The 15,714-nt window shown below is 35.0% G+C and carries 11 protein-coding genes and 2 pseudogenes; 6 read left to right on the top strand and 7 right to left on the bottom strand.

Translation table 11 applies throughout. From position 1 onward, the window contains the following. Positions 1 to 42: 42 nt before the first annotated feature. Positions 43 to 1,386 (bottom strand): amino acid permease, encoded by a 1,344-nt coding sequence (locus AC1MPL_RS10590; RefSeq protein WP_479765911.1) that lies wholly within the window; start codon positions 1,384 to 1,386, stop codon positions 43 to 45. Positions 1,387 to 1,617: 231 nt separating this feature from the next. Between AC1MPL_RS10590 and AC1MPL_RS10595 the strand changes: the two genes are divergently transcribed. The 3 genes and pseudogenes from AC1MPL_RS10595 to AC1MPL_RS10605 all read left to right on the top strand — a co-directional run. After that, positions 1,618 to 2,079: an Lrp/AsnC family transcriptional regulator gene (locus AC1MPL_RS10595; protein WP_479765913.1), complete on the top strand. Its 462-nt coding sequence runs from the start codon at positions 1,618 to 1,620 to the stop codon at positions 2,077 to 2,079. A gap of 266 nt (positions 2,080 to 2,345) precedes the next feature. Then, a complete protein-coding gene (locus tag AC1MPL_RS10600) occupies positions 2,346 to 2,996 on the top strand; it encodes a YitT family protein (RefSeq protein ID WP_479765915.1) in 651 nt (216 codons plus the stop codon). A 149-nt stretch (positions 2,997 to 3,145) separates the two neighbouring features. Further along, a pseudogene (locus AC1MPL_RS10605) lies at positions 3,146 to 3,724 on the top strand (P-loop NTPase family protein); the annotation flags it as partial. 43 nt (positions 3,725 to 3,767) lie between these two features. Here the strand turns inward: AC1MPL_RS10605 and AC1MPL_RS10610 are convergent. Beyond that, a protein-coding gene (locus AC1MPL_RS10610) for an IS3 family transposase (RefSeq protein ID WP_479764079.1) occupies positions 3,768 to 4,933 on the bottom strand; the annotation gives its coding sequence in 2 pieces (ribosomal slippage) (positions 3,768 to 4,675 and positions 4,675 to 4,933; 1,167 coding nt in all). A gap of 70 nt (positions 4,934 to 5,003) precedes the next feature. On the opposite strand from AC1MPL_RS10610, the pseudogene AC1MPL_RS10615 reads away from it, so the two are divergent. Next, positions 5,004 to 5,681 (top strand): annotated as a pseudogene (locus tag AC1MPL_RS10615) (ATP-binding cassette domain-containing protein); the annotation flags it as partial. A gap of 290 nt (positions 5,682 to 5,971) precedes the next feature. Here AC1MPL_RS10615 and AC1MPL_RS10620 read toward each other — a convergent pair. From AC1MPL_RS10620 to pheA, 5 genes are all read right to left on the bottom strand, one after another. Continuing rightward, a complete protein-coding gene (locus AC1MPL_RS10620; RefSeq protein ID WP_479765916.1) occupies positions 5,972 to 7,507 on the bottom strand; it encodes a PepSY-associated TM helix domain-containing protein in 1,536 nt (511 codons plus the stop codon). 6 nt (positions 7,508 to 7,513) lie between these two features. Further along, on the bottom strand, positions 7,514 to 7,783 hold the full coding sequence (locus AC1MPL_RS10625) for a hypothetical protein (protein ID WP_479765917.1): 270 nt from the start codon (positions 7,781 to 7,783) through the stop codon (positions 7,514 to 7,516). A gap of 31 nt (positions 7,784 to 7,814) precedes the next feature. Then, the gene (locus AC1MPL_RS10630; RefSeq protein ID WP_479765918.1) at positions 7,815 to 9,935 is read right to left on the bottom strand and encodes a TonB-dependent siderophore receptor; all 2,121 of its coding nucleotides are present in this window, start codon (positions 9,933 to 9,935) and stop codon (positions 7,815 to 7,817) included. 238 nt (positions 9,936 to 10,173) lie between these two features. Beyond that, the gene (locus AC1MPL_RS10635; RefSeq protein ID WP_479765919.1) at positions 10,174 to 12,420 is read right to left on the bottom strand and encodes a bifunctional prephenate dehydrogenase/3-phosphoshikimate 1-carboxyvinyltransferase; all 2,247 of its coding nucleotides are present in this window, start codon (positions 12,418 to 12,420) and stop codon (positions 10,174 to 10,176) included. A gap of 57 nt (positions 12,421 to 12,477) precedes the next feature. Beyond that, a complete protein-coding gene (gene pheA, locus AC1MPL_RS10640) occupies positions 12,478 to 13,584 on the bottom strand; it encodes a prephenate dehydratase (RefSeq protein WP_479765920.1) in 1,107 nt (368 codons plus the stop codon). Positions 13,585 to 13,841: 257 nt separating this feature from the next. Here pheA and AC1MPL_RS10645 point away from each other — a divergent pair, with 257 nt between their 5' ends. Together AC1MPL_RS10645 and AC1MPL_RS10650 are read left to right on the top strand one after the other, a co-directional pair. Next, the gene (locus AC1MPL_RS10645; protein ID WP_479765921.1) at positions 13,842 to 14,654 is read left to right on the top strand and encodes an alpha/beta hydrolase; all 813 of its coding nucleotides are present in this window, start codon (positions 13,842 to 13,844) and stop codon (positions 14,652 to 14,654) included. Positions 14,655 to 14,712: 58 nt separating this feature from the next. Further along, positions 14,713 to 15,711 carry a glycosyl transferase family protein gene (locus AC1MPL_RS10650; protein WP_479765922.1) on the top strand — a complete coding sequence of 333 codons (999 nt, stop codon included), beginning with the start codon at positions 14,713 to 14,715 and terminating at the stop codon, positions 15,709 to 15,711. Positions 15,712 to 15,714: the final 3 nt, after the last annotated feature.

Consider the following 15,714-nt stretch of genomic DNA (forward strand, 5'->3'; position numbering starts at 1 on the left):
TTTAATTAAAACAGCAAGTGTATATTGCCTCAGTATTTAATCTTAGGCTTTCTTTTCTTTAACCATGTAGGCAATAGATAAGACGGCTAACCATATAGGCAACATAAACACAGCAATGCGCATACCATCAGAAAACAACATAATTGCCAATATAGCTAACATGAACACAATCGTTATATAGTTAGTAAGTGGATACAAGAAACTTGGAAACTTACTTTTTTTGTTTTCTTGCTCTCTAACCTTACGAAACTTTAAATGTGTTATTGAAATCATTAACCAGTTAATAATTAATGCAGCTACTACCAATAACATAAGCATAGAAAATGCTTTGTCAGGTACAAAGTAATTGATTGCAACACATCCCACAGTACATAGTGATGAAAATGCAAGTGCTTGTACAGGAATCCCTCTACTATTGATTTTCCCAAGTGCTTTAGGCGCATTACCTTGTTGAGCCAAGCCAAGTAGCATACGGCTATTACTATATACACAGCTGTTATATACAGATACTGCCGCGGTTAATACTACAAAATTTAAAATCCCTGCGATCAGATTACTATTTAAGGAATGAAAAATCATTACAAATGGACTTCCTCCTTCAGCAACCTTACTCCACGGATATAAACTTAATAAAACAGCAATTGATCCAATGTAGAAGATCAGTACTCTATATACAACTTGATTAATTGCCTTTGGCAAAGTCTTTTCAGGAGAAGCCGTTTCTGCTGCAGAAATACCCAACAATTCCAAGCCACCAAAAGCAAACATAATTGCTGCCATTGCCATAATTAAGCCGTGTAGACCATTTGGGAAGAAACCACCAATCGCCCATAAATTAGTTATTGTGGCATGCTCACCACCCTCACCACTAATTAATAGATATATCCCAAAGAAAATCATGCAAAGAATAGCAATAATTTTAATGCACGAGAAACTAAATTCCATTTCCCCAAAGAACTTAACACTAATAAAATTAATAATATTAATAAGCATAAAAAATATAAGTGCTGATGCCCATTTAGGAAAGTCAGGCCACCAATAATTAACAAATACCCCTATCGCACTTAATTCTGCCATTCCAACAAGGATATATAAAATCCAATAGTTCCATCCTGAAATAAATCCTGGAAGCTTTCCCCAGTAGTCATAGGCAAACTGACTAAAAGAACCACTTACTGGGTTCTCAACAATCATTTCACCCAATTGACGCATAATCAGAAATGCAATAAACCCTGCAATACCATAGCCTAAAATTACAGATGGACCTGCGAGTTGGATAGTTTGACTAATTCCTAAAAACAATCCAGTACCGATTGCTCCACCTAAAGCAATTAGTTGAATATGCCTATTAGATAATTTCTTTTTAAGGTGATGTTGATCTTGCATCGAATTCAGCTCGTACATTTTAACAATAGAATAAATGCAAAAATCATGCCTAAATACACAAAAAACAACCAATTATTTCTAAATTTAACCAATAAATAGGATTAAAAAGCATTTATTGACTATTTTAAGAACAATATTCCATATATCTTATACAATATCTTTAAAAAGTTTGCTTATTGATTTTTAAATCTTCTAGAATAAAAACTTTATAATCTTGCAAGTGGGTAAGCAATGAGCATACAACTCGATCAATATGACTGTAAAATTATTCATTATTTACAAAAAAATGGTCGCCTTACCAATCAAGAACTTGCGGAAATGATTGGGCTATCCACATCCCAGTGTTCACGTAGACGAATACTTTTGGAGCAAAAAAATATCATTGCGGGTTACTATGCACAAATATCACCTATTGCAGACCCTACTCCAATTACAGGTATTATTGAATTAAAAATTACAAACTATAACCATGAAAATTATGAGAATTTTATAAATTTTGCACAAACAACATCCAGTATCAAAGATATCTATAAACTGACAGGACACTATGATTTTATCTTTAAAGTTGCAGTAAAAGACTTTAACGAAATGAGCCATCTAATTTCACGCCTTTCATCAAATGAGTTTTGTATATGCGATCTCAACACCTCAATTGTTTTAGAAAAGCTTAAAGAGAATTCGATCAATTATTAATCATATTTATTTATAAGAAATCGATAGGTTTTATTTTGAATTTTGCACTAATTTAGTGCAAAAATATGTGGTCGCACCAATTAACAACAACTGCTTATTAACTAAAGCATTATTTTTATTAAGTTTTTTAAAAATTAAAAATATTTCAACTTATTAGGATAATAATTCAATTTACAATATAAAATAGTTAAAAATCTCTAAATGGCATTATTTTTGCATAAATTATGCATAGCTATATTTTACTTGTTATTTAGAGAACACCTGTTATGGATACAAAAACTCCAAAAAATGGAAACCCTCAATCTAATATTGCACCATTATCACCCATAGACAAACACACAACGTTTGAAGATATACTTGCAATGATGATGGGCACATTTGTACTTTCATTTGCTCTTAACTTACTTCAATTTTCAGGTATTATGACGGGTGGTACAGCAGGTTTAGCTTTACTTATTCATTATATTATACGATTAAAGTTCGGAACTGTTTTCTTTTTAATTAACATTCCTTTTTATTATTTTGCTTATAAGAAGATGGGCATTGCTTTAGTCGTCAAAACTTTTATTGCCGTTGGCTTATTATCATTATTTTCAGAGTTTACTCCCCAATTTTTTCATATTAAAGATCTCAACCCTTTCTATTCAACAATTGTTGCAAATATTCTTATGGGTGTAAGTTTTCTTATACTTTTCCGCCATCGCTCAAGTTTAGGTGGCATTAATTTATTGGCACTTTTCATACAAAGCCACTATAAAATTGCTGCTGGTAAAGTACAAATGGGCATTGATATTTCAATTTTAGCTGTATCTGCTTTCTTTGTTGATTGGCATGTACTGGGAGTATCTATTCTTGGAGCAGTTATTTTAAACTTCATTATTGCAATGAATCATAAACCATCTCGTTATATTGCATAGTCTTTTCACACTGCAATTTATTGTAATAAATTGCAGCATTTTTCATAAATTAACATATCTATTGTTCAATTTTATCGCAAAAAAATATATAACTGATAATACATACTCTATTTTAAAAATATAAACAAAATAATACCGAGTAAATTTTTATGATAAAAAACATTCATATCATTGGCGCTCGCCAAAATAATCTAAAAAATATTTCATTAGAAATTCCCAAACACAAAATTGTTGTCTTTACAGGTGTATCTGGCTCAGGGAAATCTTCTTTGGTCTTCGAAACAATTGGGGCTGAGGCACAACGTCAAATTAATGAAACACAAGATAGTTTTACACGCAATCGCCTAAAGCATATGGGGCATGCAGATGTCGATAAAATAGAAAACTTAAACGTGCCCGTTATCATCGACCAAAAGCCTTTATCTGGCAGTATTAGGTCAACTGTGGGAACAGCGACAGATATATATGCCAGCTTACGACTCCTTTTCTCTCGTTTGGGTCAACCTTTTGTAGGGTACTCTCAGGTTTTTTCATTTAATCATCCAGACGGTATGTGCCCCAAATGTGAAGGTACTGGTTTTGAAAATACTTTAGACATCTATAAAATTTTAGATCAAGAAAAGTCATTAAATGAAGAAGCGATCCATTTTCCAACTTACCAACCCGAAGCATGGCGTTGGCAACGATATGCATATTCAGGATATTTCGATTTAAATAAAAAACTTAAAGTGATGTGTGCTGAATTATCAGGAGACTTTCACTTGGGAGATTTTAGGCAGCCAACTTGCAAAAGTCCTCTGCCATTTGATTTGGTGTCTTAAAATCCAAACCTTTTTGAATTCTTCGTTGATTATAAAATAACTCTATGTATTTTGTAATCTCCGCTTTGGCTTCTTCCCTCGTTTTATAGCTATGATGATGCACCAATTCGTTTTTGAGTATGCCCCAGAAGCTTTCAATCGGTGCATTATCGTAACAATCGCCACGCTTGCTCATTGAACCCTGAAAGCCACATTTTTCAAGTAAGTTTCGATATTCATGACCGCAATATTGGCTGCCTCTGTCTGAATGCACAATGAGGTCCTTAGTTGGTTTTTGATTGCGAATAGCCATATTCAATGCATCACAAACAAGCTTGGCTGTCATACGCTCATTTAAGCTGTAGCCAACCACTTGTTTCGTGTAAAGGTCTTTTACAGCTGCTAAGTACAACCAGCCTTCAGTTGTCCATATATACGTAATATCACTCGACCACGCTTGATTTGGTTTAATCATTGAGAATTGTTGTTCAAGCAAATTTGGATAGATCGCTCGGTTATGGTCACTGTTCGTTGTTCTTTTGAAACGCTTGTGGCGCTTACAATACAGCTGATTTAACTTTTTTATCTGACGAACGGCATAGGCACTAATTTTTACGCCCTGAGCCTGTAAATGCTTGGTTAAACGAATATAGCCATAGCTCTGTTTCGTTTCCTCATGTGCTATTTTGACCAAAATTGCTTGTTGATTTCGCTGAATTGATTGTTTACTCACACCTTGTTTTAGCCAATCATAAAAGCATGAAACTGATACGTGAAGTAAGCGAGCCATCAAAATAATAGGAAATAAGTGTCTTTGCGATTTCATATAGGCGTACCTTACTGACTTTCTTTGGCAAAGTACGCTGCTGCCTTTTTTAGAAATTCACGTTCCATTTCGGCTGTTTTAAGCTGCTGTTTAAGTTTTTTATTTTCTTCGAGTAAAGCATTTAGATCAGGTGAATACTGTTTTGTACCGGCTAAAGTCCCTGCCTTTGCCTTTGTATTCCAGTTCGAAAGGGTTTGCATGGAAATGCCGAGTTCTCTAGCTGTTTGGGATACATTGCCTTGATTGGCTTCTATTGCTTTGATCGCTTCAGCTTTAAATTCTGCCGTATACGTCTTGTGTTTCTTGCTCATGGTAAACTCCTGATGAGTATGTATAGTTTACCAAGTTAAACCCTCCTGTTTTTTCAGCAGACATCATTCAGACTATATTAGAACTCAATTTGCCCAAACAAACGATGTAAGCATTAAGCTTTTTAGTTATAACAGTGAAGGTGCTTGCCCCCATTGCAAAGGTTTAGGTATAGAAAAAATTGAGCTGGCTTTTTTAGATGACATTGAAATGATTTGTGAGGTATGCAATGGTACAGGTTACAAACCAGAAGTTTTAAAATATAAGTATAAAAATAAAGATATTACAGAAATTATGAAGCTAACTGTCAAGGAAGCCGCTCAGTTTTTTGATGAAGAAAAAATTCAAGAGAAACTAACGCTTTTAATTGATTTGGGTCTAGATTATTTATCACTTGGACAGCGCTTAAACACACTGTCTGGAGGTGAACGACAACGTCTAAAACTTACCAAAGAATTAAAACAAAATGGTCATATCATTATTCTCGATGAGCCAAGTACAGGACTTCATCCATCAGATACTTTTAAACTTATTGAACTTTTAAACTATATGGTGGATCAAGGTAACACTGTTATTACGATTGAGCATAATCTAGATATTATGACGCAAGCAGATTGGATTATAGATATTGGGCCATTTGCAGGTCGTGAAGGTGGTCAGCTTATCTTTTCAGGGTATGTAAAAGACTTACTCAAAGTAAAAAATTCTTTAACAGGTCAATATCTTGCTCAATATCTCCAAAATTCATAAATTATTTATTCAATTTTTCTCGCATTGGATTGTTTAATAAAATGAGTAATAATATGGTGGGGGTTGCAAATACCCACCAGCTAATAAAACCAATAGAAAACCCATACTTTAATACCAATAGATAAAAGCTAAAAAGGAAGAGAGTTAAAGATAGTATTTTAAATACTCTAGGATATTGATATACCAATCTAAATTGTGTTTTCTTCTTTTTTTGATTTAATAAAAATAGAAAGAAGAAACCGCTATATATTCCCAAAAACACAAGAAGTATAATCATATAAGCCGATTTCCTATTTCGCGTACTTTTTAAAAACTTGATGTTTAATTAACTTCACTTTCATTAGAAGAAATAATACAAAAACTCCGATCAATAACACCATCAAATCCAGTCCCATATAATGACTATAATCAGACCATTGATTGATATAACCCCATCGCATCAATGATGCAACATTCACAATAGGAAGAAAAATTGCAAGTACAGTAAAAATAGTGAGATACACTTGCCACAAATATTTCTCAGACAGCATACATGCAATGACCAATACTATCCCCCATACATAAAAGAAAGTAGATATTTCTAAGTTGGGTTCACTGATATGAGATAATGTATAAAAACGATTACTATAAAAATAAGTTAATATAGAAATGGGTAAACCAGCCAATACACTCACATTTAAACGATTCACCATATAATGCCCAAAATGAAATATATTATTTTTATTTTTTAATTGTCTTTTCAAGCTCCATAGTAATAAACCAGATGCAATCATTAGACAACCCAAAATTCCTGAAATAAATAATGTAATACGCAGTAAAGGTTTGGCAAAAGGTGCCATATGCAAGCTATAAATACCACCATAAATATTTTGCACAGAGCTTTTATGAAAATTTTGTGAGAGAACCTCACCCGTAACACCAGATAAGATAATTTGTGCTGGTGTTAAAGTAATACTTTTATCTTCTTTTTCTTTAATAATTATCTGACTAACTGTGGTGTAAGGTTGCTTCACTTCAATACTTGCAATAGCAGGATGATCAGGCCAAACCTGATTCATTTTAGATTGAATCTCTTGTATTCCTATCATACTTGAAGACTTCTGATTATCTTTGTCCATAATCAAATTCGTAGGTGTATTTAACTCATTAAAGAAATCTAACTTTTTATTTCCATAATATTTTTCAATACCTGATGGTAGGTATAAATAAAAGAATATAGCTAGCCCTGTAAAAGTAATCATTAAAAAAAATGGTAACGCAATAACAGAAACCACATTATGAAAATCTAACCAAGAGCGTTGAGACTTAAATGTACGTAAAGTAAAAAAGTCGGTAAATATTTTCTTATGTGTAATAACGCCTGAGATCAATGCAATAAGCATAATAAATGCAGCAAAGCAAACGATAAGCCGTCCAATAATGATTGGAACACCAAATAGCTGAAAATGAAAATTATAGAGAAACTCTCCACCCTGTGTAGGCGACAGATGTGCTTCTTCTCCTGTATTTGGATGAAGTGTTTTAAATATAAACCCTTCTGATTTCGTTTGAATAAAGACCTGATTAACAGGGTGCTCTTCAGAAGCAACTTGGATATACCACGACTTACTTTCCTTACCTTGCTTAGCTGCATACTCTAAAGCACTATGTATGGCTTGCTCTTGAGTAAAATGTATTTGGTTAAACTCAGGTTGCATCCATAAATTTATATTGTCTTTGTAATACGATAACGTTCCTAAAAGAAAAATCGTAAAAAGCAACCAACCTAAGAGTAATCCAACCCAAGAGTGTAACCAAGCCATTGATTGACGTATTGATTTATACATATTGCATCACACAATAATTTGAGCAAGCCCATAGAATATACATGTCATGACAACACTACATAATATGGTCTTCTTGACTGACTGAAAAATAAAAACACTTAGAAAAAAAATAAGAAAAAATAAAATACCAAACATTGCTGCTAAAAAAATAGCCTCAGCACGTGGCAATAAACTCGTCAAAGCGACTGTAAGAAGTAATGTGGCGTAACGTGTACACACATAACCAAGGATACATGCAATAAATATACGACATGTGATATTTAGCCTGTACATCATTGCATGCTCCTTCATACCAATCTAACTTACATTAAAACTTAAAGTTGGCCGACAAATTGTAATTCGTCGGTGCGCCATAATAACCCTGACCATCTTTCAAGCCAGTAAGATACTTTTCATTGGTAATATTATTCACATTCAACTGTAATCTAATATTTTTATTTACATCATAACTAGTCATTAACCCAATAAGTGCATAGGCATCTTGTGTAATTAAACCTGCATGTGAAGCTGATGCAGGATCATGAATTGCACTCTGCCACTTTAAACTTCCACCAACTTTGAGCTTAGGATACTGTGGAATAGTATAAGTTGCTAAAAGATTAAATGTTTGTGTTGGGTTATATTGACGTGGATTCACTCCATTCGCTAGATTTTTCAAACTAAACTTGGTAAAACCACCCGATACTTCAAGTGCATCAGTCACTTTCCCTGCAAGCCCTATATCTACTCCTTGAGAGCGCACTGTACCAAGCTGTGAATGGTACAAATTATCCGAAATACTAAATGTTGGAGAAAGTGAAAAGTTCGTTTGCTCAGTTCTAAACACAGACACATAACCTGTCAGCCTATTGTCCAACCATGAACTTTTTACTCCTATTTCATAACTCTTACCTTCCACTGGTACTGCCGTTTTTCCTGTAGAAGAATCTATGACTGTTTGCGGTCTAAAAATAGAGCTATAACTGATATATCCTGTATAGGTTGGCGTAAAGTTATAAGTAATACCCGCATAAGGCAATGTCTTATTTTTTGTATAATTGCCTCTAGAATTAATTTCGGCATAATTTACACCCAATAAAACTTTTAAATTATCCGTTAAATGTAACCGTGTTGCACCATATAAAGAGCGTAAAATTAAAGCTGTTGTTGGATCGGAGGTACTTGCACCCCATGTTTGAGATTCAGGTGACCAACTTGCTAAATCAGTTGTATATACGCCAAGGCTACTTCCATAAGCATTACTATTCTGTGTGATGTTCTGAGACCATTTGTAGCCAATATTTGCTTCATGCTTACGACCAAATAAGCTATATGTACCTGTAGTATTTAAATTAAAAGTACGATCTCTATATTTTTGATTATAAATATCAGGATAGAGATAAATACCTGATGTATTATCTGTTGCACTCGGATTACCACTCAAATACAACATCTGATCTTGAATTTTAGAAATACGTTCATCGTAATTGAATTTGGCAACCCAATCACCCGCAAGTTTTTGTTCTAAACTTGCAAAATAATTATTAATCGACCAGTCATAATATGCCCATGAAGGTGCATAGTTATAACTGCGCGAATAGCTCAGTTGTTGACCTGCCGAGTTAGTCAGTGGTAGTGCACCCCACTGTGAACCATTGGTTAACTGATTGGTCTTCGAGTAGCCGACAGAAGCTGTTGTTGAGTCTGTAAGATCTGCATCTACAATCAGTTGTACGCCATTTTTCTCTTCTGAATACTTATCTAAGTATGAATTTCCTGCTTTTTCATAGCCAACCAACCTTGCCCTTACACGACCATCTTGTGTAAGTGAACCTGAAACATCAGCTTCATAACGCTGAGTGTCCCACGAACCATAGCTTATTCCACCAGATGCTTGAAAATCTTTGGTTGGTTTTTTTCTTATATAGTTAATTGTCGCACCAGGATCACCTAATCCATTCGTAAGAGCATCTGCTCCTTTAATAATTTCAACACGATCAAATAGATAGCTATCAGGATCCCAAAGATTATAGTTATAGCTATCGACTTGAGGAATACCCATACCATCATATAAAATATTTGAAATATCAAAACCATGCACTGTATATGTTGTTCTATTTGTCTCAAGGCCTGTAACAGTAACACCTGGAGTATTATTTAGAATATCTCTAGTTGTTTTTAAACTAAAATCATCTAATTGCTGTCTTGTTATTACATTAACTGTTTGTGGTGTTTCCTTTACAGATAAATTTAGATTTGTTGCGCTACTGGTATTTTCAATAATATAAGACTTCGTTTTCTCCGAGCTTTCTTGTCTAGATACTTTATTTGCTTTTACCGCTAATGTGGGCAAAAGTACATCTGTAGAAGATGTGTCATTTGCATGTGTTAATGGAATATAAAGAATCCCGACTATTGCAACACATAGTTGCTTTCTCATAAATTGCATTTAGATATTACCCAAAACATAATAAATGTAAACAATTATCATTATATCTACGCTTTTTACCTGAATTATGGATTTTTTAACTTTTTCTATGCTACAAAATAAAAATATTTTTCAATTAAATGGATAAAATATTATTTTTAGTAAATTATGTTATATAAGTCACAAATTTAATTTTATTAAAAAAAAGAGCCAGTATTTAACTGACTCTTTTATGCATATACGCATATACAAGCTAAAATTAGTCAACAACTTGAATGCTAAAGCCTGCTTCATTTGTTAACTGTGTAAATGTAGGAAAACTCGTCGCCACCGTCTCTGTACCATGAATGGTAATGGCTTCACTTGCACGCAACCCTGCAATGCTGAAACTCATTGCAATACGATGATCATGATGAGATTGAATATCTGCACCATTAAAGATAGGGTCCCAGTTGCCAGCTTTTCCTTTTCCTTCAATTACAATACCATCAGCTGTAGGTTCACACTGAATACCCATAGCTTGTAAACCATCTGCCATCACTTGAATACGATCTGACTCTTTAACACGTAGCTCTGCGGCACCTGTAAGTACAGTTTTTCCTTCTGCACAAGAAGCTGCAACAAACAATGCAGGAAACTCATCAATTGCTAATGGAACTTGATCTTCAGGAATATGTATTCCTTTCAATGTTTGTGTACCACGAATACGAATATCCGCAATTGGCTCTCCACCTGCAATACGCTCATTTTGAACAGTAATATTTGCACCCATTTTTTTCAGAATCTCAATAACACCTGTTCGTGTTGGATTAATACCAACAGCCTCAAGCGTAACATCTGAGTCCTTACAAATTGCAGCACCAACCATAAAGAATGCCGCAGATGAAATATCAGAAGGGACTTGAATATTTGTTCCTACTAATTTACCACCACCCACTAAACTAATCTTATTGCCTTCTGTTTTTACTTCATAACCAAATGCACGTAACATACGTTCTGTATGGTCACGTGTTGGCTCAGGCTCAATCACTGATGTCTCACCTTCAGCCCATAAACCTGCAAGTAAAATACCTGATTTCACTTGTGCAGATGCCATTGGTAAATCGTACTGAATACCCTTTAACAACTGTTTTCCTGTAATACTCACAGGAGGCGTACCTTTTTCACCTGTGGTTTGAATCTGCGCACCCATCAAGCGTAATGGTTTAGCAATACGCTCCATCGGGCGTTTAGACAAAGAAGCATCACCTGTCATAACAGTATCAAACTGTTGTGCTGCAAGCATACCCGAAAGCAAACGCATACTTGTACCAGAGTTACCCATGTATAATGCTTTTTCGGGAGCTTTTAGCCCAGACATACCCACACCATGGATTGTCACATTGCCATTTTCAGGGCCTTCAATTTGTACACCCATATCTTTGAAAGACTGTAATGTGGCTAAAGCATCTTCACCTTCTAGAAACCCTGTAACTTGGGTTGTACCTTCAGCAATTGCACCAAACATAATTGAGCGATGCGAAACTGACTTATCTCCTGGTATAGAGAAAGTGCCTTTAAACTGGTGCTCTTTCGGCAAAATTGTAAATTTCTGAGTCACTAATTCTTTCTCCATTACAGTTTTTTTAGCGAGCATATGATTAAAATGTTGTCTTGCAGCTTGGGCATGCTCTAGTAACCCCATTAAAGCCAAAGAGTTATCTTCTTCAATCAGACGGCGAATTGTTTTTAACTGTGTCTCAAATCCATCTACCGCATCCAAAATTGCTTTTTTATTTGAAAAGAAAATGTCGTGCCACATTTGAGGATCAGAGGCAGCTATTCTTGAAAAGTCTCTAAATCCACCCGCAGCATAACGAAATATATCCAAATTATCTTCACGCGTTGCTAACTGCTCTACCAAATTAAATGCCATCAGATGTGGCAAATGACTAGTATGCGCTAAGACTTCATCATGCTTTTGAACATCCATACAAATGACTTCAGCATCGGCTGCTTGCCAAAGCTGTGTAAGCTTTTCTACAGCCCATGTAGCACTACTTTCTAAAGGAGTCAAAATAACCTTATGCTTTGCAAATAAATCAACTTTACCTGCATGCACACCTGTATTTTCACTACCTGCTATTGGATGACCAGGTACAAAACCTTCTGGTAGTTTTTCACCAAATACTGCTTTTGCAGCATCGACGACATTTCCTTTTGTACTACCTACATCTGTCAAAACTGCATTTGGACTTAAATATGGATGAATCATTTGCAAAACATGCTCAGTTGCACGAACTGGTAAAGCAAGCACAACCAAATCGGCATCCTTTACCGCATTTCTCACATCAGTATATCCAACATCAATCAGACCCAATGCTTCCGCATCTTGCAATGTTTTCACAGATCTCGTTGAAGCAACGATTTGTTTTGCGATTTTTTTAGCACGAATTACACGTGCCAAACTAGACCCGATAAGTCCCAAACCAATAAAAGCAACTTTATCAAACAATACAGATGTCATATCACCCCACCTGCTTCTTTTAAAAACACGATCAATATCCTATTCACAAAGTTAACTCTAAATTACAGCAAGAGGGTATGAACCCAAAATACGCAACTCTTTGACAAACGGACGAATATCCTCGATCGCGGCTTTAACATTTGCTTGCTCAATATGTCCTTCTAAATCAACAAAGAATACATATGTCCATTTTTCATGCAAATCAGGTCGAGTTTCTATACTTGTTAAACTAATATTGTGCTTCGAAAAAGGCTCTAAAATTTGAAGTAGTGCACCTGAGCGATTATGTGCAGAAATCAATAGTGATGTTTTATCATTTCCACTTTGTGGAATTTTTTCACGACCAATTACTAAAAAGCGTGTTGTATTTTCAGGATTATCTTCAATATTGTTATGTAAAATTTCTAATCCATATGTACTTGCTGCTACATCTGAAGCAATGGCAGCAGAATGCCATTCACTACGAATACGGCGTGCTGCTTCTGCATTAGAACTTAAGGCTACACATTCAACACCTGGATAGTTGGCTTCCAACCAGTGACGACATTGCGCTAATGCTTGTTGATGTGCATAAATTTGTTTAATACTATCTTTACGTGTATGTTCTGAAACGAGAAATTGATGATGAATTCGTAACTCGACTTCGCCAATCACATTCAAATGTGATGACTTAAAACAATCTAACGTATGATTTACCACCCCTTCAGATGAATTTTCTACAGGGACAACACCATAATTTGCAATGCCCGCCTCAACTTCGCGAAAGATCTCATCAATCGTTGCAACTGGACGTACCACAGCATCTTGTCCAAAATGCTTTAATGCCGCCGCTTGCGTAAATGTTCCTTCAGGACCTAAAAAAGCTATACTCTGTGGTGCTTCTAATGCTAAACAAGCTGACATAATCTCACGAAATAAACGTGCCACAGTTGCATCAGATAATGGACCTTCATTACGCTCCATTACCTTACGCAGTACCTGAGCTTCGCGTTCAGGACGATAAAACAAAGGGTTTTCTTCTTCTGCAAACTTAGCATGTGCAACAGCCTCTGCTAACTTAGCACGGCGATTAATCAGATAGTGAATTTGCTGATCAACACCATCAATATCTGAACGAATTTGTTCCAAATTCAAAGAAGGTTTGTTTTTACCGTCATGGCTCATTTCAAGTCATCCCACACATATAATAAATAAGCATTTCTACAAGTATAACCACATTCAAATCATAAGTGCTATTTGCATTTGCTAAAAATTCTAATCATGCTTTCATTGGACTTTAATAGTGAAAATGATTATCTTTTATAAAAACACCATTTAAGAAAAATATGAACTACTCTCAAAAGCATATACTTACTGCATTATTTTTATGTATAGTCTTCAATATTATACCAAGGAGCTATGCTCAGGATTCTGATAATGCTATGGAGAAAAGTACCCAAAGTACCTCTTTTACAATGCTGTCAGAATATACACACCAAAAATACCAGATTGATGTCTATTTTCCACCGAGTTCAAAATTACCTTCTTCAGGATATCACGTCCTCTATTTACTCGATGGTAACGCAATTATAGATACCGCTAAAACTATTACCAATATTTTAACCACATCACCAAAATCTTCAACCAATACAACCCCAGTCGCACTTGTTTCAATTGGTTATATCAACACAAAAAATGGGTTTAATCCAATACAAAGAGCTTTAGACTATACACCCACCCCCAACAATAAACAGCATGCTCATCCACCTATCGTATATGGCGGCGCACAACAGTTTAGTAAATTCATTGAAAAAGAGCTTAAACCTCGTATTGAACATGAATATTTTATTAATACCCAAGCTCAAGCTATTTATGGTCATTCTCTCGGTGGTTTATTTGTATTACATCTTTTATCTCAAAAAAATAATGTATTTAACCGATTTATAGCTGCTAGCCCATCTATTTGGTTCAATCAATATGAACTACTAGATAAACCTTTAACTTTAAAAAATAATCAAATGCTTATGATTACTTTTGGTTCAAATGAAAGTGCTGGACCAAGTGGGGATACAATTCATCATGCGAAAGAGATGAGAGAAAAACTATTTTCTACTGTAAAGAATACAAACACATGGACATATATACAGCCAGGTGACCAACATATTATGAACCTTTACTCAACCTTACCCAAAGCGATTTTATTCACAAGCTGTAATTCTTTAGAAACGTGTCATGAACAACTCGATCTACAATAATGACTTCTTAGAGCTGAAGCTGATATATTAAAAAGTAGACTCTGAAAAAATTTCATTTATGAATACCAAACGCAACTTGTATAAAGATATAGAACACCCTTTTGCACAATATATTCGTATTATTGGTAAAGGAAAGACGGGTTCACGCTCACTTACTCAACAAGAAGCATATAATGCTTTTTGTTTAATTTTAGAAAAAGAAGTTCTTGATGTGCAAGTCGGTGCTTTTCTTATGTTACTTCGTGTTAAAGAGGAATCCATTAATGAGCTTACAGGGTTCGTTCAAGCCACAAAAGATAAGCTTAGCTTTTCAGCTATAGATGTTGATTTAGATTGGCCATCTTATGCAGGAAAACGTAAGCATTACCCTTGGTTTATTCTTTCAGCACTGACCTTAGCCAAACATGGATACCGTATCGTTATGCATGGTGCTTCAGGTCATACGCTCAACCGTGTATATACAGAAGAAGTTTTAAAATACTTTGGCTTGCCTATTTGTAAAAGCCAAGCTGAAATTGAGAAAGAACTTAATAAACACGCTTTTGCTTATATTCCTCTGGCACAACTATCACCCGCTCTTGATGACTTAATTCAACTCCGCAATGTCATGGGATTACGATCTCCAATTCACACACTCGCTCGATTGATTAATCCTTTTAATGCAAAAGCCACCCTACAATCTATATTCCATCCCGCATATAGAACCTCACATCAACATGCAGCCTTACAATTAGGCTATAAAAATAGTGCAGTTATTAAAGGTGAAGGTGGTGAATTTGAAAGAAATCCTGATGCAAAAACCCTCATCTGTGGAATTCAAGATGGTCAGCTATATGAACATGAACTTCCAAAGCTAACACCTGAACGAAGCCCTACAGAAGAAGAATTAAACCTTTCTGTATTTAAAGATGTGTGGGAAGGGAACATCCATCATGAATATGGTGAAATTGCAATTATTGAAACAATGGGTATTGCGCTTTACACCATGAAACAAGCTGAAAGCCTTACCAAGGCAATGCAAACAGCAAGATACTTATGGGAAAATAGACATCAATAGTAA

The organism is Acinetobacter sp. N1-1, from assembly GCF_056711485.1.

What these genes read in the sequence shown, in the direction of transcription:
- pheA (WP_479765920.1), bottom strand. Translation starts at nt 13,584, where the DNA reads ATGAGCCATGACGGTAAAAACAAACCTTCTTTGAATTTGGAACAAATT.
- AC1MPL_RS10590 (WP_479765911.1), bottom strand. Translation starts at nt 1,386, where the DNA reads ATGCAAGATCAACATCACCTTAAAAAGAAATTATCTAATAGGCATATT.
- AC1MPL_RS10635 (WP_479765919.1), bottom strand. Translation starts at nt 12,420, where the DNA reads ATGACATCTGTATTGTTTGATAAAGTTGCTTTTATTGGTTTGGGACTT.
- AC1MPL_RS10620 (WP_479765916.1), bottom strand. Translation starts at nt 7,507, where the DNA reads ATGTATAAATCAATACGTCAATCAATGGCTTGGTTACACTCTTGGGTT.
- AC1MPL_RS10625 (WP_479765917.1), bottom strand. Translation starts at nt 7,783, where the DNA reads ATGATGTACAGGCTAAATATCACATGTCGTATATTTATTGCATGTATC.
- AC1MPL_RS10630 (WP_479765918.1), bottom strand. Translation starts at nt 9,935, where the DNA reads ATGCAATTTATGAGAAAGCAACTATGTGTTGCAATAGTCGGGATTCTT.
- AC1MPL_RS10645 (WP_479765921.1), top strand. Translation starts at nt 13,842, where the DNA reads ATGGAGAAAAGTACCCAAAGTACCTCTTTTACAATGCTGTCAGAATAT.
- AC1MPL_RS10600 (WP_479765915.1), top strand. Translation starts at nt 2,346, where the DNA reads ATGGATACAAAAACTCCAAAAAATGGAAACCCTCAATCTAATATTGCA.
- AC1MPL_RS10595 (WP_479765913.1), top strand. Translation starts at nt 1,618, where the DNA reads ATGAGCATACAACTCGATCAATATGACTGTAAAATTATTCATTATTTA.
- AC1MPL_RS10650 (WP_479765922.1), top strand. Translation starts at nt 14,713, where the DNA reads ATGAATACCAAACGCAACTTGTATAAAGATATAGAACACCCTTTTGCA.